The following is an 18,933-nucleotide window of genomic DNA, read 5'->3' on the forward strand; positions in this document are numbered from 1 at the left end:
ATATATTTCAAATGTATTTTCAATAAGGATATTATTGCGGCTGTTGGGACAATCAATAGCTGATCAATCTATACCAGATCTAGTACGTTGCGCCTATCGAAAGGCAGCCTCTGACAAGTTTCGTAGGCAGGCCACTCGTCGCAGTGCCGAACCGCGTACCGAACTCAGCCACGCCGTTTGAGACTTCATCGTTTGACGATGAGCGCAGCTACAGAAGCACAGTCGTGTCTGTAAGGGTCTCTGCGGCAGGCGCCAGGTTCATGGACCAGACCTGCTCGACCGTTTCACGCAAGGTTGCTGGCATGAACGGCTTGACGAGGCAGGCGTTCACCCCTGCCCGGCGCGCGGCAACGAAGCAGTGGGCCTGCTCCTTTGTCGTCATGATGACGAACGGCGTCTCGCGAAGCTGCGGATCCTCGCGTACCTGCCGCAGAAGCTCGTAGCCGGTCATCGGGTGCATGTTCCAGTCGGCGATGACGAGGCCGTAGCGGCGCTGGTTCATCATCGCGAGCGCAGCCGCCCCGTCGCCAGCCTCGTGCACGTCGGTCAGCCCAACCTGTTCGAGGGTGGCGCGCACCACGGCACGGATCAGAGGCACATCGTCCACGACGAGCACGGGCAGCGATCGTGGGGGTGTCACAGCATCTCCCAAAGCGGTTCGGCCCCGCCGCGATCTGCTCACGCGGCAGGGGAACCCCGGATCTCACCAGCAAGGCCGATACGCAGTACATGGCCCGGGCATAGGATGCCGGCACCTGGTTAGAGGCACGTCACCGCGGCAGGTGCCGCGGTGTGCCGGAACGGGGCGCTGAGCGGCGTCAGGCCGTCTCGGCGGCCTTCTCGACCTTCTTCCTGCCACGCGCCTTCGGGGCCGTCTCGGGGGCTTCAGCAGTCTTGGGCTTCCGGCCGCGGGTCTTGGGCGCCTCGGAGACAGTCTCGTCGGCCTCAGCGGCCCTAGGAGCCGCCTTGCGCAGCTGGCCGAGGCCGAGAGAGCGTGCCAGCTCGGAGCGCTTGGCTGAGTAGCTCGCCGCCGTCGAAGGATAGTCCGCCGGCAGGCCGTAGCGTGCCCGGTAGCTCTCCATCGTCAGGCCGCTCTTGGTCAGGTGGCGCTTGAGGGTCTTGTACGGCTTACCGTCGATGAATGAGATCAACGCATCCGGCGTGATCGACTTCTTCACCTGCGCGGCAGTCGCCTTCTCGGGGGCGGCAGGCTCGGCGGTCGCTTCCTTGCCGAGGCCGGTCAAGGAAGCATGCACGCTGGCGATCAACGCCGGCAGTTCGGCCACCTGTACGTGGTTGGCCGAGACAAAGGCCGCGACAAGGTCGGCAGCGAGTTCCACGAAGTCGGTAGATTGAGCTTCGACTTGTTCGTCCACAACGATTCCTTTCATAAAGAGGATCTATCGCTCTGCCGAACAGGGTAGATCGTCAAGGCATGTCCGTGAACAACGCACTACGGAATGCTGCAACACGGACGAAGATTTGTTGCTGCGCTTCGACATGAGCTTCGATGGCGCAGAGAAGCCCCGGTCCGCCTGAGCGGCCGGGGCTCCTTTCCACACCCCGGTGGTGGAACGTGGCCGAAGGATTGCTCACCGTTCTAGCCGCAGCCGACCGCACTCAGCACCAGCGCCGCGACGTTGAGCTTTCAAGCCGATCTGCCGGGGAGCGCGGCGCAAAAGTCGGGGCCGCCCTGGCCACTCTTCCGCGAAACCATATCACTCAATCATGCGTACAGGTCACGGCAGGCTCGCGTGATCTTGTGCGAGTCGTACCTTGATCTGGATGAGAGATCGGTAGATCTCACGCCGGTAGCGTACACACAGGACAATCGAAGTGACCAAAGATAACCTGGGGTTGAACCCCGATATGCTCATAATGGCGAGCGAACTGGTAGCGGCGTACGTTTCGAACAACCGCGTATCAGTAAATGAGCTTCCGGGATTGATCGGCACCGTTCATGCAGCCCTCAACGGCATCGCAAGCGGGACAGGCGCAGCGGGTGCCAGCGCCCCGGCCGAAGAGGTCGAGAAGCCCACCGCGGCACAGATCCGCAAGTCCATTCGGCCCGACGGGTTGGTCTCCTTCATCGACGGCAAGCCCTACAAGACGCTGAAGCGCCACCTGACGAAGCACGGCCTCAACCCGCACAGCTACCGCGCGAAGTTCGGCCTACCGGCTGACTACCCGACGACGGCAGCCTCGTACTCGGAGGCCCGCTCCGCCCTCGCGAAGAACATTGGCCTCGGCCGGCCGGGCCGTATGGCCGCCTGAGCAGGCCGTAGAAGCCCGCCGCGATCTGCCGGCGGGCTTCGGCGTTCAGCACACACCGAACCGCATGTGGCTGGTGACGATCAACCCACCGCCTCTGCTGGCGGTCGCACCTCGTACGGGTCGAGAAAAGCAGCGAGATACCTGCTGGTCGCCGGATATGACCATTGCTCGCCCCACTTCGCGGTATGACCGTGCCGAACCTTCACCCATCCGTAGAAGGGATCGTGGGGGACGAGAAACCATGCTCGGACAGCCCCAGAGCTGTAGGGCATGGATGGGAACAGCATCAGCAGTTCACGGCCACCGTATCGGCGCCCATCGACCAGGGGACGGCTCTTGAGCTGAACGCCTGCCAGCACGCCGCCCGGGGTACGGATCACCAGGTCCTCACCCTCGATGTCCGCCTCCGGCCGGTATACGCGATAGCCGCAACGGATCAGGACGGCTGTCGCTTCGGCGCGGTTGGCTGCCTCCGTATGCGCCTGGTGGAAGCGAGCCGCTGTAGCTGGTTCGTCGTTCAAGGCATGTCTCCCGCGTGCTCAGGCATCTTACATCCGCACGGCGACCTTCAACGGCGCCTGAGGGCCTACAGGGGCCCGCCGCGGTCCAGTGGCCGGTCCTTGTGCTTCAACCGGCGCCGTACCTGCCCTTGCCGTTCCCAGGGCCAGCGGGACGGCACGGTCATTCAACCAGCACACCGTCGCCATGCAGGTTGAAGCCCTGCAGGTCGTCCTCGATGAGGTTCGCCAGGACTGCGAACGTTAGCACGAGGCTGCCACACACGTGCCGGAGCCGGAGCCGTATCGCCCGTGGTGGCGACGCCTCGCCGGCTGATGTAGACCCCGCGCCCCGGCATCGGGCGGGGCAGGGGACGGCATGGACCAGCGCACCGCCGACATCCTCGCCGTGGTCGTGGAGAACCGCGAGCTGCGCGCCCAGCTCGCCGAGGTGCAGGACCAGTGCGTCGAGCTGGCGGTGGACGCGGGCGAGCTACACGCCGAGATCGAGGCGCTACGGTCCCGCCTGGCCCGGGCTGAGCGCGAGCGCGACGTTTGGCGCGTAGAGGCCGAGTGCCGGCGCGGGGGGGCCTTCGCTTGATCCGCGATATGATGTTCTGGAAAGACGAGATTACTCTCGGAATTGCCATCTTCGGTGCGGTGTTCGGCTTCACCGGCATGATGCTCGGTCTCTACAACGCTTGGGCAGCGCGCGATCTACGACGGGTGCATGCGCGTGTCATGCTGATCAGCGCACAAAGGCGGAACATGAAGGAGCCTCAACCCGCCTTTGAAGTGATTAATCTCAGCGTCTTTCCCATCGGGATAAGCGAGGTTGGCATCGTTCTCGGCTGGCGCCGCCGTCGGCAAGCCGTCAACCCGGTTGCCATCGAGCAATGGCCGCAGCGACTAGAGGCACGCGACGCGCTGACCGTCTTTTTTGATGTGAGCGCCCTACTAGCCCAGGATCAACGCCTAGCAGGCGTCTACGCGAAGCTCGTGAGCGGCGAGGTTATCGACGGACGCGGTCCAGAGCTGAAGCTGGTACGCCGAATGTTCGGGAGCCTTCGTAAACCGTAGGCGGTTGAGGCAGCCATGAATTACATACTGGGCAATTGCTCCAACGTGATCCGCAATTCGCGACATTCGGTGCATCCAGAAGAACCCAGTCGGTCCCTGATACCTCCAGAAACCGAATAAAATAGCTTGCCGTAGGGAATAATCACATGAAGATACTAACCCCTACCCTCGTCGTGACACTTACTATCCTCATGATCGGTCCGTCTTTTGCGCGGGACCACATGCCGTCTAGTGAAAAGATCGATTGCGCAGGCATGGATAGCAACGTGCAGTCCATCGAGCGCGCGCCGAATTGCCAGCGCGCTTTCGGTATTATGATCCAGTGCTCGAACGCGGGAGGTGGTGACGTCGGGCCTGGCGACGCAGTGCGCGAAAAATGTGAGGCGGTGTTCCTCCCCAAGCTTAACGCGGCGGGGCGGAAAGCCTACCAGCGCGAACTAAAGCGATGCGTAGACAAGTACGCGAACATGCAGGGGTCCTTGTACCAGTCGCGCACTGCCTTCTGCCAGACGGACCTCGCTGTCAGGCGCGCTGCGCGCTACGAAAAACAGCGTTGATCGACCTACCGACCAGCGCCGTGTTGTGCGCCAGAGTTAGAAGCACTGCCTCAGCTTATAGGCGTCACCGAAACGTCCGATTGCGTGACTCGGCGGCGGCGGTCATCTGCCGATCCAATCAGCACTCCGCATGGCGTCGTTATTTCTGCGCTCCGCAAACCCTAATCGTGTGACGCTATGCGCTCCTTGATACTCGCGCTTTCCTTGCTCCTCGCCGCCGTCGACGTCCGGGCCGAACCAACATCCACCCTGAACGGGATGTGGCAGCTCCTCGGCGCCTGCACCCAGTCAATCGGAGGCCCTGCCGCATCGGTCGGATCGGAAGTGACGCTGCTCTTCAGCATCAAGCGCGACGGCAGCTTACAGGGGAAACCGAGGATCACGCACTCCAAGCTCGTTGGCGACGAGGAGGCCCAAAAGGCCTTCGTCTCCGAGGTGCTGACGTCCGTGGCGCACTGCTTCCCGTTGCCGATCACCGACGGCCTCGGTGGCGCCATCGCAGGTCGTCCGCTGCGGATACGCGTGATGAACCGGCTGAAGGAGCGGGGCGCCTAGTGCGATGCAGCGGACGAGGCGTGACACACGTGTTCAACACCGGAAATCCTTCTCCGCAGGCGCTACGTCAGCATCCTTGCTCACTCTCACACATGCAGCGAGCGAAGCCGTATGCTGGCCCTATACCCTCCATTGGACCGGATCCCCTCACGAACGGAAGCGGACTTTCTGCTCCATGATATCTGTGCGCACTCTCTTCCAATGCCTGCGAGCAGCATCATACCGTTTGATGCAAGCTGAGAGCCCGTCCGATAAGGGGCTGAGGCAGGGTTGAGTGGCCGGGACGGCAGTGATTCCAAGAGGGTGCTGAAACCTGACTTGGATCTGCCATGTGGACCCCGACCACCCGGCGGCAGCATAGCCGTGCGGGCCTGCGCTATGAAACCGACCTGACAGATGCCGAGTGGGCGGTGATTGCACCTCTGATGCCGGAGCCGGCGCCATGTGGCCGCCCGCCAGTCTGGACGACGCGGGAGGTCCTGAACGCCATCTTTTACGTGCTGCGCGGCGGCATCGCGTGGCGGCTGATCCCGAAGGACCTGCCGCCGCGTTCGACCGCGTTCGGCTACTTCGGCTCACATCGCCGTCGCCCTTCCCTGGCTCCCGCAAGCGTACCAAGGCTGCCGTAGGAGGCTCTGAGGCGGCTCCGAAGGCCCGCGGCCGGAGAAGGCTACCGAGACGGCCTGAAGCCGCTCAGCGGTCCGTTTCGGCGCACCGCCTTGTCATACGCTCATGGCGAGGCCGCGGATCACGGCTTTGCTGCAATTTTATGCTATAATTTTTATGACAGTGTATTGTCTATCGACCTAATACAGGTATGATGGAGACGGTCCTATTCCATCTATCGATATACAACTCAAGCGCGCCCCTAAAGGGCGCGTTTTTTGTTGTCTTTCATGGACATGACTGGAGCCGCCGTTACGTAAACGACGAACGCCTCAGGAGCTGAACTCCTGAGGCGTTGCTTGACCTAGCGGCCAGTTTGATCGGGCTGGGGATGCTTAGGCCAAGAAGATGGCCGAAGGTCCTAGTACGAGCCGAACTTGTAGTTCAGGCCGGCGCGGACGACGGCAAACTCGGTGTCGTTGCGGCGAGCCACGTAGCCCGGAGCGAAGAACACGGCGCCAGCAGCGTTGGTTGCGTAAGCGCCATTCAGACGGTTGTTCTGATCGAGGTTCACGTACAAGCCTTCCACCTTCAGCGTCACGGCCGAGGAGCGGAAGAAGTTCAGGAACGAGTCGGTCGGCAGGGCGTATTCGACACCACCACCAACGGTCCAGCCGGTACGGAAATCATCGCGGCTGCTGTTCGGAAGGCCGAACTCGCGACCACCGCCAGCGCCGTAGGCGAAGCCGCCGGTGCCGTAGAACAGGGCCTTGTCGAAGGCGTAGCCGAGGCGACCGCGCACGGTGCCGAAGAAGTCGAGGCTGGAGACGCCGTTCGGGCTGAACGCCTGAACGCCAGGTGCCAGAGCGAAGCCCGGGGTCACGAGGTAGCGGTTCCGGTTGCGGCCGAAATCGACGTACTGAGCGTCGGCTTCGATACCGATCACGACACCCGAGCCCGGGGTGAACTGATAGTTGTAGCCGACCTGGCCACCGCCGGTGAAGCCGTCGGTCGAGTCCGTGCCACCGAAGGCGATCTGGGTCGGGACGGCGGCCGCGACGGCCGTGCCCGGAGCGACGTTGACGACGGTCGCAGCGTTGCTGCGGCTTGAGGCGTCGAAGCCGTAACCCGCGTTCACACCGAAGTAGAAGCCGGTCCAGGTGAACACCGGCACCGGCGTGAACACCGGCGGCGGAGCGCGACGCGGCAGGTCAGCGGCCGAAGCGGCGGCGGTGAGTGCCGTAAAGGCGGTGAGTGTCGTGAGAAGCTTCTTCATGGCCAGGACCCCTTCAGATTGCCCGATCTGTCCTCAGGATAACCTCGTCACGTTTCGGATGATGTATCTTGGCTGCCACACCTGTGACCAGATTGCGGCGACGGCCGCTTGCATCTCAATCGGCTGCAATATGGTCCGCGCGGCATTTGCGGATCAGCAGATCCGCTCTGAGCCGTCAAGCGCCGCCTGCCTCCGCCAAGGCCGCCAGTACGTCTGAGAGGTTCCTCTCGGCTCTCTCGTGGACACGCTCCAGAGCACGCTGTGCCGCGAGCGCGCCTGCCCCCCCGTTGGCGATCAGGGCCAGCATGTCCCGGTACGTCCCTTCCCCGCCCTCGCGATCGACGCGAAGCCTGGCTAGGTTATGGATGGTGCGCTTCCGCAAGTTGTCGTCCAACGCTTCCAGCATGATCCGAAATCCTGCATCTCGTGGCTGACAAGCATTAGGGGTCGATCATGACGCCTGCCGCCTTACACGGATCATCCAGGCGTCGCGGTCTGCGCGCGCCACGGTCAACTCCCGCTGCACTTCCTCAAGCCGGGCATGCATCTCACCGGCATCGACGGCGGTCTCTACGAGGAGGTCCTGCGCCTCGGCAAGCTGGGTGCGCAGTTCAACGTTCTCAGTGGCGAGCGCCAGGATCAGGTTGGCTGTGTCGTCGCTCATCCTGTCCCTCGTCGCGCTCGCTCGACGTGCGGCAGCGGGCGATAGCAGGCTCAGGACGGACCTCCCTGCGCCAAGGTGGCACGCGTTGCCGATTGGTCGCTGGCAAGGCTGAACCGCATCCGGCATGCTGGGCGTGGCCAAGCCGCCGAGCCGTGCCTCAGAAGCTCTTACATCTTGCTGGCCAACGCCCATCTCCTTGACGGCGAAGGAGAGTTGTCATGGCGAGACGAGGCGGTAAGGCTCGGATGTTTGGCGCGATGGCCGCCATTTCGCTTGCGTGGAGTGGCACGGCCTCGGCGCTTTCGGGCGGTTCTTACACTCCGCCCGGCGGCCAACTCCCGGCAACGGCACCCGGTGGGACGCAGGGCCTTGCCGGTCCGCGCAACATCGATGAGGCGGTGCGTAGCGGGCATGCTTACCCAGCGGCACCCGATGGCCGTTCTCGTACCCGGCATCCGCAGCCTGGATCTGACCCCTACGGCCGGTAAGCACCACGGCAGTCAGGCCAAGATCCATTCTTGTGGCGTCACCCTACGGCTCTTTCGGTACCGCCATTCTCATGAGGTTCTGATCTGGCCATACCGGCGGTGCCGATCTCCGTCCCTCGGCAGCCCTTTCGTCCTCTCCGACCCTCTGAATTCACAGGGTATGGAGTAGGAGTATTCGTGCGGGTCATGGATTTGACCCCACCCCCTGATAGGCGCGGTACAGCACTACGCTCACCGGATCGAGCGAGCCACAGCCAAGCCGTCCATTCCCGTGAGACGATGCAGACCACGTTGGTGTCGTTGCGGAAGCGGGCCACTCGTCGCTCCTCAATCGTGAGGAGGCCGAGCATCCTGGCCTGCCGCAGGGCTGCTTTCACGGTGGACCGCGAGACGCCGGCTGCGGCTGCGACGTGATCGTGGCAGAGCCGGCTATCGCCTCGCTTCACGACCTCCACCGCGACCACGGCTAGCGCCGCCTGCTCGGCCAGGGTGAACCGTGCCGCGAGACCCGGAGGAAGCCGTCCAGAGGCCGCCCAGCGGCGACGGCGCTCCATCGAGGCATCCGTGCGCGGTCGCGAGCCCACGCGGCTCCCTGGGCTTCCTGCGTGATCTCCTGGGTTAGCTGAAGGCATCACCGTCATAGCGATACCTTTCGTCTGCGAGTCGTCTGCTGCCTGCCGTGCCTCGATCAGCCCAGACAGTGCCTCGGCCTCAGCCTCGGACAGGTGCCCTTCACCGAACACCTTCCACAGCGCGGACGCGACGGCCGGCAACGCGGCGCGCGGAGCCGCCTCTGCCTGTCGGCGGATCTCGTAGGCATAATTCATCGGTCACAGCCCTGCTCGGGCCGCGTCAAAGCAGGGGGCTCGGCGTGAACCGTCCCCGGCAAAAGACAAAGCGCCATCGTCTCGGGAAATGATCCCGATTGACTCCGATGAGGAGCTATGATGTCTGGGAGGCTGTCGCGGTCTCCACAGACCCATTCGATTTCGACGGCCTCACCCTTGCCGGGGTGGGGCCGTTGGCGTTTTGGGCTTAGGTCTTTCTCGCGGCGCTAATCCCTTGTTCCAGTCGGCTCACGACTCGCCATAGGGCGCGCCAAAGCCGGACATGGCATGTCGGCTGGCAGCCCCGGCTAAGTCAACGCTACCGGGCTCAGGAAGGCTTGCCACGAGGCGCTGGCAGCCTCATCCCGGCGCCATGATTCGCTCCGACCTCGTCCTGCGCCTCGCTGCCCAGAACCCGCATCTCTACGAGAAGGACTGCCAGGCGGTGGTCGATATCATTCTCGGCCGCATCGCAGACGCGCTGGTGGCTGGCGATCGGTTGGAGATCCGCGGGTTCGGCTCGTTCTTGGTGAAAGAGCGGCCGGCGCGGGCCGGGCGCAACCCAAGGACCGGAGCGCCTGTGTCGGTCTCGGCCAAGGGCGCCTTGGTCTTCAAGGCCGGCAAGGAAATGCGGGATCGTCTGTACCCGCAGGCGAGGGCGACGACGCCGTGAGCGACGACCGCTTCCACGAAGCCGTTGAAGCCCTCCGCGCGATCGGCCAGACGGTCGAGCCGACGGGCGACGATCTGGGGCTGTGGCTGGTCGACGGTCACGAGTGCACCGACGGCGAGCTGATCGCGCTCGTACACCTCTTCGGCTTGATCGAGGGACCGGAGCGGGCTCAGTGACCGGCTTTCCAAGGCACCGCCGCAACCCGCGCCGTTGGTACAACGCCGACGGCATCGAGCAGCCACCGGCCACTATCGCGAACAGCAAGGCACACGGCGCGCGCGGGCTGCTGGTCTACTGCGAGTGCGGGCACGCCGGCGCGATGTCGTTCAACGGTCTGCCCGACGACCTGCCCGTGCCGGACGTCGCCCTGCGGCTGGTGTGCTCGGCCTGCCGGCGGAAGGACCGGATCAGCACCCGGCCGGATTTTTCGGGCGTGCACACCGGTGCCGGGCCGAAACTGCGGTCGGTGGAGTAGCGCAGCCTGCCTCGGCAGGTGGCCGACCGCCGCGTTGCACCTCTGCGCTACGGCCCCTATCCCCGCCGACCCACATCCGGCGAGACCCATGGCATCACCAGCACCGATCCGACCCGAGCCTTCTGCCCCCCAGTCTTGGCGCGACGCTCTTGAGGCCATGAAGCCAACTACGGCGCCGTGCCCCGGGCTGACCGGGCCGCGCTGGGAGAAGATGCGGGAGTCGGCCATCGCCTTCCTCGACGAGTTCGGCGACGAGGCTGCGGCGCTCGGCTGGACGACGGCGGAGCTGTTCGGCGTGCATCCGACGGCGGGCTTCATCCGGGTCGATCACTGCGGCGCCCTGATGATCAGCGGCGAGCGCGTCCGCGCGATCGAGCCCGACAAGATCCGGTTCGGGGCGACGACCTACTACCGGAACCTGCCGGGGCGGCCCGTTGGCGTGCCGGTGTGGGAGGTCGGGCGGTAGGCGAGCGGGCACGAAGAAGCCCGCCGCGGCTGACGCCGGGCGGGCAGCCTGCGTTAAGCGAACGCTCCGTAATCCAGATGGATCCCGGCGGCGATTGAGGGGTCCACCTTGGCGTGGTTCTCTGGGCTCTCGGAGAAGCCGATCAGCACGCCAGCCCGATCGTACTGGTGGCTACCGAGGAGCTGCAGCCAGCCGGCATTGCCGGTCGGGTCTGGCGCCCGGCCGAGCACATTGGCGTAGAGCGCTGTGATGAAGGTTGAGTCGCTCGGATTGGCGCCATAGCGGGTCTGAGACTCCGCCGATACCGTGAACGCCGCGGCCATGTCATGCAAGCTGATGCCTTGGTCAACGAGGTGGACGTTGTGCGAGAGACCCGCCTTATCCGGTGTGCGAGCGAACGCCGCTTGATACAGGCGGTAGACTTGTCCTGCGTTGCCTTGCACATCGACAGCAATCGTATCGTTGGTGAACACGAAGCGCTCAATATCAATATATGTTTGATTGCCGCCACTGGCGGACATATAACGAAAGTTTCCGCTTCCGCCGAGCTGATCAGGGCTTGTCAAGGTAAGTCCTGTAATCACTGTATCGACGCCACTTCCACCATTGATGTCAAGACTTTGACCTTGGGCTACAATTGTATCATTGCCCTGCGATGTTGCGATGATGTCTTTTCCACCCTCAGAATAAATAACATCGTCTGCTCCAGTGCCACGAAGAAGTTCGCCCGCTGCCGTTCCGTGCGCCACCAGCCGTTCTGCAGCAGCGTCAAAGCCCCAAGAGGAGAACTGGGTACCTTTTACATCTGCTGAACCGTAGATGTACTGCGCAACTGCAACATCCATCGGCCCAAGATGGGTCGCAGATGGAGACTTGTAGCTCATTACAGTGTTTGAGCCAGTATCTGTTTCAGAAGTAAGTGTGTACGGGTGACTTGGGTCGATGTCGTGAGGATGCTTAAGTCCTAAAGCGTGCCCAATTTCATGCAACGCCACATGTGATAAGAAGTCAGTGTTTGTTGCGTTCTTTAATGAAGAGTCGAACCAAACATCACCGGATAACAAATAGTCGCCACTGTAAGTTCCTGTTTGGCCACTGCTAGAATATGCAAACCCTGTAGGTGGCGTGGCCAAGCCGGCAGCATTACTGAACCCCATCGCATCAAGATTATAGAAGGAAAAAGTAATATCGCCTTCATGTTTTGTCGTTTCTACAAACTGAACACCGCTGATGGCTGACCACTGCTGAAGGGCTGAACGAACTACATCTTTTTCAGTATTATTCAGCGCGGCAAAGCTGCCTACAGCACCGGCATATTGTTGCGCATAATAGGAGGGTGAAATCTGATCGAAAGAATATGTCAGAATAACTGGCTTGCCAGCGAGGTCTTGCTGGTACCAGCTAGCTCCCGAGAGTAATGCTCGGTAATCGCTCACTGCGGCCATACCCAAACCCTCAAAAAATCTCGTTGATTTTCACCTACGTCGCTAACGAGCCGATGACACATATTACGCTGATCGTATGTAGCATCGATAACACATAGGACTGTTTGTTGCAAGTGATACCGTTCAAATCTGTAATGGGTTAATAGATATTGGGTTCTGCCGAAACGACAAAACCACCGCAGCTTGCGCTGGGCGGGTGAAGGTGGCTCGCCTTCAAGGCCGGCAAGGAGATGCGTGAGCGTGTGAACTTGGAGGCGAGGGCGACGACGCCGTGAGCGACGACCACTTCCACGAAGCCGTTGAAGCCCTCCGCACTCTCGGCCTGTACGTCGAACCGACCGGCGACGACCTGAGCCTGTGGCTCGTGGACGGCGAGGAGATGAGCGACGGCGGCTTGTTGAAGCTTGCTGCGCTGCTGGGGCTGGCGCTCGGATCGGCGACGATCCAGTGAAGCCCCCCGGACCGTCGCGTTGCGTCCCCTCGCTACGGCTCCTATCCCCGCCGGCCTACCTCCGGCGAGACCCATGGCATCACCAGCACCGATCCGACCCGCGCCTTCCGAAGCCCAGGCTTGGCGCAACGCGCTGGAGGCCATGAAGCCGATCACGGCGCCGTGCCCGGAACGACTGGACCACGCTGGGAGAAGATGCGCGAGGCGGCCATCGCCTTCCTCGACGAGTTCGGCGATGAGGCGGCGGCGCTGGCTTCATCCGGATTGATCACTGCGGCGCCCTGATGATCAGCGGGGAGCGCGTTCGCGCGATTGAGCCCGACTAGATCCGGTTCGGGATGATGACGTATTACCGGAACCTGCCGGGGCGCCCCGTCGGCGTGCCGGTTTGGGAGGTCGGGCAGTAGGCTGCGCACACGAAAAAGCCCGCGGCGGCTGGTGCCGGGCGGGCTGAGGTCAATACCCAAGGCTCATGAGGCAACGCATAGGTACGCGACTGACCGAGGTCGAAACTTATTGAACCACCTCTTAAATGCTGGGTTGCATTGTGAACGGAGAGTCACATGCGGCTGTTTTTAATACTTTTGCTCGGTTTAACCTATGTTTCTGTCCCGGCGTACGCACAGGACAAAACTACAAGGAACCTCAGCCCCCCGCTCCGAGTGGAGTCTGATGCGGTTGAAAAGCCTGAGGCGAAGCCGGAGCCTGAGATCAAGAAGCAGACCGATCTCGACACGTTCCAGCTCGCGTCGGCGCACCGCGAGCAGGCAGAGTCGATGCGTGAGAAGACGAATGGCCTTTGGCAGTCGTGGCTCGTTTCGATCTGCGAAGGATGCGGGGCAGAGCGCACGCCGTACTTCAAGCGACGCACTCAGCTAGGCCAAAAGACTCCGGAGCTGGCTTCCCCAGCCCACGCGTCGCAGCACGCTGCTCCGAAAGCGGTGTATTCCAAAACTGTGGCGTCTCGTGCGGCACCTAGCCGGAAAGTCGCCAGTATCTACGAGGATTTGTCCGACAGTCGCATCGATCAGATCCGACGCACTCCTGCTCAATAGGCACGAACTGTGCGGCGAATCGAATCAATTGATACTGTTAGATCCGATTTCCGCGCTGCTTCTCGTCATCATCCGCAGCAATAAAGCCGGCAAGCACCCGAGCTGGCGTTGTGTAGACGATGCGAAATTTCTTCGGCATCGGTCCGCATCCGATGCAAACAGCAAAGTCCCAGCGACGCCATACCCGCTCGTTGCGCGCGTCAGTCACTCTCTGTCGCGCTTGTCCTTCCTGGATTGCACGTCGGACTTCGGCAGCCTTTTCATCGCTACTCAAGCTTGAAGTCGGAGGTGTGGCTGGCCCCGGCTGCAATTTCCCTTGGCTGAAAGCTGGCGTCGACATGCCAACGGCAATGCATGAAATCGCACAAATGATACGCATTGAGGGTTCTTTCTATGGAGACAGCACTCCCTTGTTGCCGCGGATACGAAGTGAAATGCCGAAAAGTTTCTCTACCTTCAAGACTGTCACTTTATAACCCTTGTTATTTTTCGTCCATGATGGGGGAGCCGCCACGGCCTCCGTGGGCGGGCACGTCACGAACTCATATTTTATAGATCAGCGTATCAATTTGGGGCGATGTCCCTCAGACGGGTGACCGCGTATAGCGCGCATGAAAAAGCCTGGCGCAGTGGATGCTACCGGGCTGATCTGACGAGTTCCCCGCGAGCAAAGCCGTGAGAGGCAAGCCCCTCCCCCGATCTGATCACGGGGTGAAACTAGGGAGCCGTCCGTACCGTAGGAGCTAATGACGGCCCACACGGAAGGCGCGCATTGGCAACCCCTCATTACGTCGTCCGACGCAGCCGCTCGGGCAGGTTTAACTTCACGGTGATTACCGACGACGGACGCCTTACTGGATCTGTCTCCACCGAACCCAACGGCCGAACCGGTACTGAGATTGAGCAGGAAGCTCGCGATAAAATCCGCGCGATTGCCGAGAGCTTCGCCACGGCCACTGGGCTGAAACTTGCGGAAGAAGGCGTCCCCTGCATCGAGCAAGAGGCGGGCTAGGCGCTCGTAGCCCAGGTGAGCTTGCTACCTAATACCGCTTTTTCATAGAAGCAGAGAAACGTAGTTTAAGTCATCAAGCTATAGTCGAGGTGGATGCCAGCCGCGATAGATGGGTCAACCTTGGCGTGGTTCTCTTGGCTCTCCGAGAACCCGATAAGCACCGAGGCGCGATCAAGAGCATGCGTTGATAGTTGGGCCAGCCAACCAGCATTCCCGACAGGGTCTGGCGTCCGGTCTAGGACATTCTTGTACAACGCTGTGACAAGCTGCTGATCGGAGACGTTGCTGCCGTAACGCAGCGCGAACTCAGGCGAGGCAACGAACGAGGCCGCATCATCATGGAGACTGAAGCCATGATCGACAGCATTGGTGTGAACCGACAGCCCACCGAGATCGGGAGTCCGAGCGAGAGCTGCGTTATAAAGGCGGTACACCGCACCTGCATTCCCCTGAATGTCGAAGGCAAGCAGGTCGTCGGTGAACTTCAGGCGCTGCACGTTTACAAGAGTGTCCGTGCCATCGCGACCAGGAACTGTGTCGATCGTCGCGATAGATCCTGCCGGAAGCGCGATCTGGTAGGAGGCGCGGGCACCTTGCAGGAAGTAGGTGTTCACGCCTGCGCCGCCGTCGATATAATTGTTCGCCGCATTTCCTGCGATCAGGTCGTTGCCGCTTCCGCCAAATGCATTCTCGATTACCGTTTCGAATGCAATGCTGATCACAGAGGGGCCGCCTGCCCGGAGGGTAGTGAGCGTACCCGGCGCGAGATTGATGACCGCACCGCCCGGCGATGCGGATACATCGAGTGTATCGGCGCCATTGACATCGTAAATCGTCCGGAAAGCGCCATCGTCTGCGAACTTGTAGAGAGTATCACCAGCCCCGGTGTTTGGATTAGCGCCGTAGATAGATTGGAGGGCTACTATGTCGACCGACATAGGGGTGGCCGCATAACCGCTATGAATGCTGGTGGCGCCAGGATGATTATAGCTCATGACAGTGCTGTAATCGTTGTCGTAGGCTGCCAATCCAGCCTGTGTGAAAGTCGGGTGACCCGTGCCTCCATCGTCATGGGGATGCTTCAGGCCGAGCGTGTGCCCGACCTCGTGCAGTATGGTTTCGAAAACCTGCGAGCCTGGATTATGCGCAGCGTTGGCTTGATTAGTGAAATCGGCATTAAACCAGATATCACCATCTGCCTTTGGGTATGCCGCTCGGGTTAGGCCGTAGCTGGCTAGCAAACCAGTCGTGAGGCCCATGTTCGGGGCGAAGCCTACAGCCTCAACGTTAAGTCCACCCAAGATGGTGCTATCGCCGAGCGTGAATGACATGTCCGCCGGAGCGGTTCTCACATCAGCGGAGTGGCCAGCATAGACGAAGTGAACGTTGGCGACCGCCTCGATGGCGGCAAGCGCAGGAGCCACTACGGAAGCAACGAACGCGGGATCTGCCCAGTGATAATATGGGTTATCGGCGGTGCCCCATGTGATCGTGCCAGACGCATCTAGCTGCCAATACGAGCCGTTCGTGAGGGCGTCTCGGCCAAGGCCGGTGAGCGGCAACAGACTGGATGATGGCGCGGCCATTTGAAGCCTATCCGAGGTGGCGCGCGGTCGATCCGCTCTGCAACAAATGATTGTGATCGAAAGCGCGGTTCTCCGTCAATTTCTAGAACTACACTCGCGAGCTAAGACGGCGGGATGTGCCGATTATGCCGCAACAAGCCGTTGCATAGGCTCGCTGCTGCATGCTTGCTTATGGCATTCGCAGCGGATCAGCGACTGCCATGTCCAAGGTCAAAGCCGCCTCCAGGAGGCCGATTAAAGCCATTCGCATTTTAGGCGGTCCCCCTGTTGCGGTTCTGGTAGCGCCGATACAATGTTGGTAAGTCACTTCGGCGATGACGGTACGCTCGTACCTATGCCGACCCGCCATGCGAGACCGCCGCGGCCCTGCTTTCCAGATCCACGGCGAGAAAGCCGTCTAGCGGATCGCGGGTGCGGTTGGCCTTCAGGTAGGCGGCTTGCGCTGCTGCGGCGAGGCTGCCGTGCTGGGCGATGGCTTCGGCAGCAATCTCGGCGTCCAGAGCCCGTGCCTCGGCCTCAGTGAGAGGCGGCAGGGCATCGAGGGCCGAAAGATGATCCTCGTGGCTCAGGCGCTTCGGGGCAATGGCGCCTTCGACCTTCGCGAGACGGATTTCTAGGCTTCGGCTCATGGGTGCGCTCCGTGAAGGGTGGCGGCTTGCCCGGTCAGGATAATCGCAGGCCAGCCGTGGCGATGACGCCCGGCGGCAACGGCTTCGGCGAGTTGCCGGGCCGCATCCTCGGCATCACGCGCCATGATGACGACGGCCTGCAGGGGCTTGCTCGGGGCGTGCTTCGCTTCTAGGCGCTGCAGCCGGCGTTCCATGTCACGCAACATTGTTACGTCCCTCCTCGATCACCGCTAGGCGCTTCTCGAAGTCGGTCGCCTTGATCGCCTCGACGTGCGCCATGACGAGCTTGCCGAACTCTGCGGCTTCGCCAGGGGTGATCTCGCCGTCCGCGACGGCCTGCAGCATGGCGCCCGTGGCCTTGGCCGCATCGTCTGCAGTCTCGATGCGCGGAATGTCGAAGGACAGGATGCGATCCTTCCGCGGTGGACAGAGCCGGTCCATGCAGAGCCGCATCGCCGGCCCATCGCCGTCCAACGCCATCTCGATTGCCTTGCGGGTCAGGGCCTCGGCCTCGCCGTCCAGCAGAGCTTCCATGGCCAGCGTCACGCGGTTGCGGGCGCCCTTGGGTCGGCCAGCCGCATTCCCACTCTGCCCGCGCTCGAAAGTGCTGCCTCGTGCTGTCATGACCAATTCTACACGTTCGCCGCGTGGATGACGCGAGTGGGTAGGGCAATCCTGCTGCCTGTTAATACAGGAAAAGAACAGAGAAGGCGCATTTGTTGATCCTTCAATGCCGGCCGAAGGTGCTGAGGGTGTCAGCCGGCGTTGGATACGGCGCCTCGACTGTCGCAAGTATGTGCTCGACGGCCCCCATGGTCGCGCTCGCCACATCGCGGACGCAGGCGCGAATGACCGGCAGGACGTGCGGATACCGCTTGGCGAGGTAGTCCATGCGCGCTGGCATCGCCTGCGCTGGGCACACCGTGCATTCGATGCTGCCGGGGTAGCCCTCGGCATACTGTGGAGGCAGCTTCAGGTCATGCTGAGCGACGTAGGCGAACACGTCGGCTGCGGACCAGTCTGTGAGGGGTAAGGCGACCTCAACAGATGGCGGCAGGTTCGACCGCAGGCCCGACAGCGTCGCCCCGCCCGCCTCATCAGCCCGTTGGCCGTTGATGTAGCAGCAGGGGCCTTGCCGCCGAAGGAAGTCGTTGACCGGCATCTGCCGGACGGTGAGGCAGCAGCTCAGCCAGGGCTGCAGCCGCGGGCTGGCCTGACCAAGGACATTGCGAAAGGGCGCCACGTCCGCCGGGACGCCGCTCGCCTGCCAAACCTGCAGCAGGCTCGGTGACGCGATCTCCACCAAGTCGAACCGGTCGCCGAAAGCGCGGACGAACTCGACCATATGAGGGGCCATATAGCCGGTGTTGACCCATAGCAGCGTGACGCGGTCGCGCCATGGTTCCAGCATGTGCGCCAGGGCGATGCTGTCCTTGCCGCCGGAGAAGCCGAGGAACACGCGCTGATGCCGGTCGAAGAGGGCTGCGAGGCTGGCGTCGCTGGCGATGGCATCCGGCGGCACCGTCACAGTCTCGGGCGCAGCGTCTGCGATGCTCGTGAGGATCAGCGCCTCCCAGGGCGGCACGTCGTCAAGCGAGACCTCTCGGGGCGGCTTTGGGTCCGCGCCTGTAGAACCGCAGTTGATGGCTCGCTGCCCGTCCCACGCGATGGCGTGGCCGAATTCAGGCCCGACCTCATCACGGGGGCCGCGACCCGGCACGATGATGACGGCGCGGTGCCCCTGGATCAGGCGACGGATCTCGGCGGGGGATGCCAGCATGTTGCCCCATGCCGAAGTCATGGCGGCAGGCGGGAGCTGCGGATGCGTGCGCGACATGACGTAGGTGCCGGCGATCCTCTCGGACAGCAACGCCGAGGCCAGGGGCATCAGGAACGTCCCGCCCTCGGTCGTATGCGTTCCCGTGACGGTGCGGGCCTTCTCGTAGGACCAGCCCAAGGTGGTGGCGAGCGCGGCCGGGAGGCAGTCGTATATGGTCCGCTGCGGAACGATGTCGGCGCTGGCGAGGGTGCGCATGGCGTGCTCCCTCAATGCCGGGGCCGAGTGTCGGCGGCGTATCGCTTCTCCGGGCCGCTCAAGGCGGACAGGCGGGCGGCGCTGGCTGGCTGCTGATCCTGCGGAACGACCAATTTCAGGTGACTCATCAGGATCGACGCCGCGAAGTGGATGGCCTCGTTGACCGGGTCGGCAATCAGGGCTGCGAGGGCACCGTGCTCTCGCACGAACTGCTGGGCCGCCATGTCCCGCTCAGGTGTGCAGCCTCCACGGATGGCTTCTTGTTTGCTCCGCCTGACCAAA

At 62.3% G+C, this 18,933-nt stretch carries 24 protein-coding genes and 1 pseudogene; 13 read left to right on the forward strand and 12 right to left on the reverse strand.

Features of this window, described 5'->3' with window-relative positions; genetic code table 11:
- Window positions 1-181 (forward strand): hypothetical protein (locus tag FV226_RS28365; RefSeq protein ID WP_210246535.1); only part of this gene is annotated, 181 nt, incomplete at its 5' end.
- A gap of 27 nt (window positions 182-208) precedes the next feature.
- Here the strand turns inward: FV226_RS28365 and FV226_RS22900 are convergent.
- Window positions 209-616 (reverse strand): response regulator, encoded by a 408-nt coding sequence (locus tag FV226_RS22900; protein WP_246691699.1) that lies wholly within the window; start codon window positions 614-616, stop codon window positions 209-211.
- Between the two features lie 202 nt (window positions 617-818).
- Complete coding sequence (locus FV226_RS22905) at window positions 819-1,391, reverse strand: MucR family transcriptional regulator (RefSeq protein WP_147764712.1); 573 nt, start codon at window positions 1,389-1,391, stop codon at window positions 819-821.
- A gap of 487 nt (window positions 1,392-1,878) precedes the next feature.
- On the opposite strand from FV226_RS22905, the gene FV226_RS22910 reads away from it, so the two are divergent.
- Window positions 1,879-2,274 (forward strand): MucR family transcriptional regulator, encoded by a 396-nt coding sequence (locus FV226_RS22910; RefSeq protein WP_147764733.1) that lies wholly within the window; start codon window positions 1,879-1,881, stop codon window positions 2,272-2,274.
- An 80-nt stretch (window positions 2,275-2,354) separates the two neighbouring features.
- Here the strand turns inward: FV226_RS22910 and FV226_RS22915 are convergent, their stop codons facing one another.
- The gene (locus FV226_RS22915) at window positions 2,355-2,795 is read right to left on the reverse strand and encodes a hypothetical protein (RefSeq protein ID WP_147764713.1); all 441 of its coding nucleotides are present in this window, start codon (window positions 2,793-2,795) and stop codon (window positions 2,355-2,357) included.
- 355 nt (window positions 2,796-3,150) lie between these two features.
- Between FV226_RS22915 and FV226_RS22920 the strand changes: the two genes are divergently transcribed.
- The 4 genes and pseudogenes from FV226_RS22920 to FV226_RS22935 all read left to right on the forward strand — a co-directional run.
- Entirely contained in the window at window positions 3,151-3,372 is a 222-nt protein-coding gene (locus FV226_RS22920) for a hypothetical protein (protein ID WP_147764714.1), read from the forward strand.
- Window positions 3,369-3,851, forward strand: coding sequence for a hypothetical protein (locus FV226_RS22925; protein WP_147764715.1), 483 nt, complete (start codon window positions 3,369-3,371; stop codon window positions 3,849-3,851). The genes FV226_RS22920 and FV226_RS22925 overlap by 4 nt, the downstream gene beginning before the upstream one ends.
- A gap of 761 nt (window positions 3,852-4,612) precedes the next feature.
- Window positions 4,613-4,963, forward strand: a complete 351-nt coding sequence (locus FV226_RS22930) for a hypothetical protein (protein WP_147764716.1) — start codon at window positions 4,613-4,615, stop codon at window positions 4,961-4,963.
- 329 nt (window positions 4,964-5,292) lie between these two features.
- Window positions 5,293-5,535: pseudogene (locus FV226_RS22935) on the forward strand (transposase); the annotation flags it as partial.
- Between the two features lie 455 nt (window positions 5,536-5,990).
- On the opposite strand, the gene FV226_RS22940 reads toward FV226_RS22935, so the two are convergent.
- The 3 genes from FV226_RS22940 to FV226_RS22950 form a co-directional block, all read right to left on the reverse strand.
- A complete protein-coding gene (locus tag FV226_RS22940) occupies window positions 5,991-6,845 on the reverse strand; it encodes an outer membrane beta-barrel protein (RefSeq protein WP_147764717.1) in 855 nt (284 codons plus the stop codon).
- A 175-nt stretch (window positions 6,846-7,020) separates the two neighbouring features.
- On the reverse strand, window positions 7,021-7,251 hold the full coding sequence (locus tag FV226_RS22945) for a hypothetical protein (protein ID WP_147764718.1): 231 nt from the start codon (window positions 7,249-7,251) through the stop codon (window positions 7,021-7,023).
- Window positions 7,252-7,296: 45 nt separating this feature from the next.
- Entirely contained in the window at window positions 7,297-7,509 is a 213-nt protein-coding gene (locus FV226_RS22950; RefSeq protein ID WP_147764719.1) for a hypothetical protein, read from the reverse strand.
- A gap of 1,688 nt (window positions 7,510-9,197) precedes the next feature.
- Between FV226_RS22950 and FV226_RS22955 the strand changes: the two genes are divergently transcribed.
- From FV226_RS22955 to FV226_RS22970, 4 genes are all read left to right on the forward strand, one after another.
- Window positions 9,198-9,497: an HU family DNA-binding protein gene (locus FV226_RS22955; RefSeq protein ID WP_147764720.1), complete on the forward strand. Its 300-nt coding sequence runs from the start codon at window positions 9,198-9,200 to the stop codon at window positions 9,495-9,497.
- Window positions 9,494-9,673, forward strand: a complete 180-nt coding sequence (locus FV226_RS22960; RefSeq protein WP_147764721.1) for a hypothetical protein — start codon at window positions 9,494-9,496, stop codon at window positions 9,671-9,673. The genes FV226_RS22955 and FV226_RS22960 overlap by 4 nt, the downstream gene beginning before the upstream one ends.
- A complete protein-coding gene (locus FV226_RS22965) occupies window positions 9,670-9,972 on the forward strand; it encodes a hypothetical protein (protein ID WP_147764722.1) in 303 nt (100 codons plus the stop codon). Before FV226_RS22960 ends, FV226_RS22965 begins: the two co-directional genes overlap by 4 nt.
- Before the next feature lie 157 nt (window positions 9,973-10,129).
- On the forward strand, window positions 10,130-10,438 hold the full coding sequence (locus FV226_RS22970; protein ID WP_147764723.1) for a hypothetical protein: 309 nt from the start codon (window positions 10,130-10,132) through the stop codon (window positions 10,436-10,438).
- A gap of 53 nt (window positions 10,439-10,491) precedes the next feature.
- On the opposite strand, the gene FV226_RS22975 is transcribed toward FV226_RS22970, so the two are convergent.
- Entirely contained in the window at window positions 10,492-11,883 is a 1,392-nt protein-coding gene (locus tag FV226_RS22975; protein ID WP_147764724.1) for a DUF4214 domain-containing protein, read from the reverse strand.
- Window positions 11,884-12,154: 271 nt separating this feature from the next.
- Here FV226_RS22975 and FV226_RS22980 point away from each other — a divergent pair, with 271 nt between their 5' ends.
- The 3 genes from FV226_RS22980 (at window position 12,155) to FV226_RS22990 (ending at window position 14,401) form a co-directional block, all read left to right on the forward strand.
- Window positions 12,155-12,334 carry a hypothetical protein gene (locus FV226_RS22980; RefSeq protein WP_147764725.1) on the forward strand — a complete coding sequence of 60 codons (180 nt, stop codon included), beginning with the start codon at window positions 12,155-12,157 and terminating at the stop codon, window positions 12,332-12,334.
- 563 nt (window positions 12,335-12,897) lie between these two features.
- Window positions 12,898-13,389, forward strand: a complete 492-nt coding sequence (locus FV226_RS22985) for a hypothetical protein (protein ID WP_147764726.1) — start codon at window positions 12,898-12,900, stop codon at window positions 13,387-13,389.
- Between the two features lie 772 nt (window positions 13,390-14,161).
- Window positions 14,162-14,401: a hypothetical protein gene (locus tag FV226_RS22990; protein WP_147764727.1), complete on the forward strand. Its 240-nt coding sequence runs from the start codon at window positions 14,162-14,164 to the stop codon at window positions 14,399-14,401.
- Window positions 14,402-14,466: 65 nt separating this feature from the next.
- On the opposite strand, the gene FV226_RS22995 is transcribed toward FV226_RS22990, so the two are convergent.
- The 5 genes from FV226_RS22995 to FV226_RS23015 form a co-directional block, all read right to left on the reverse strand.
- Complete coding sequence (locus FV226_RS22995; RefSeq protein ID WP_147764728.1) at window positions 14,467-15,987, reverse strand: DUF4214 domain-containing protein; 1,521 nt, start codon at window positions 15,985-15,987, stop codon at window positions 14,467-14,469.
- Window positions 15,988-16,319: 332 nt separating this feature from the next.
- A complete protein-coding gene (locus FV226_RS23000; protein WP_147764729.1) occupies window positions 16,320-16,616 on the reverse strand; it encodes a hypothetical protein in 297 nt (98 codons plus the stop codon).
- Between the two features lie 195 nt (window positions 16,617-16,811).
- Window positions 16,812-17,240: a DUF5681 domain-containing protein gene (locus tag FV226_RS23005; protein ID WP_147764730.1), complete on the reverse strand. Its 429-nt coding sequence runs from the start codon at window positions 17,238-17,240 to the stop codon at window positions 16,812-16,814.
- A gap of 103 nt (window positions 17,241-17,343) precedes the next feature.
- Window positions 17,344-18,651: a phosphoadenosine phosphosulfate reductase family protein gene (locus tag FV226_RS23010; RefSeq protein ID WP_147764731.1), complete on the reverse strand. Its 1,308-nt coding sequence runs from the start codon at window positions 18,649-18,651 to the stop codon at window positions 17,344-17,346.
- Between the two features lie 11 nt (window positions 18,652-18,662).
- Window positions 18,663-18,933, reverse strand: a 271-nt coding sequence (locus FV226_RS23015; RefSeq protein ID WP_210246536.1) for a hypothetical protein, incomplete at its 5' end; no start/stop codon positions are given.

Source organism: Methylobacterium sp. WL12, from assembly GCF_008039475.1.
Lineage (GTDB): Bacteria > Pseudomonadota > Alphaproteobacteria > Rhizobiales > Beijerinckiaceae > Methylobacterium > Methylobacterium cerastii.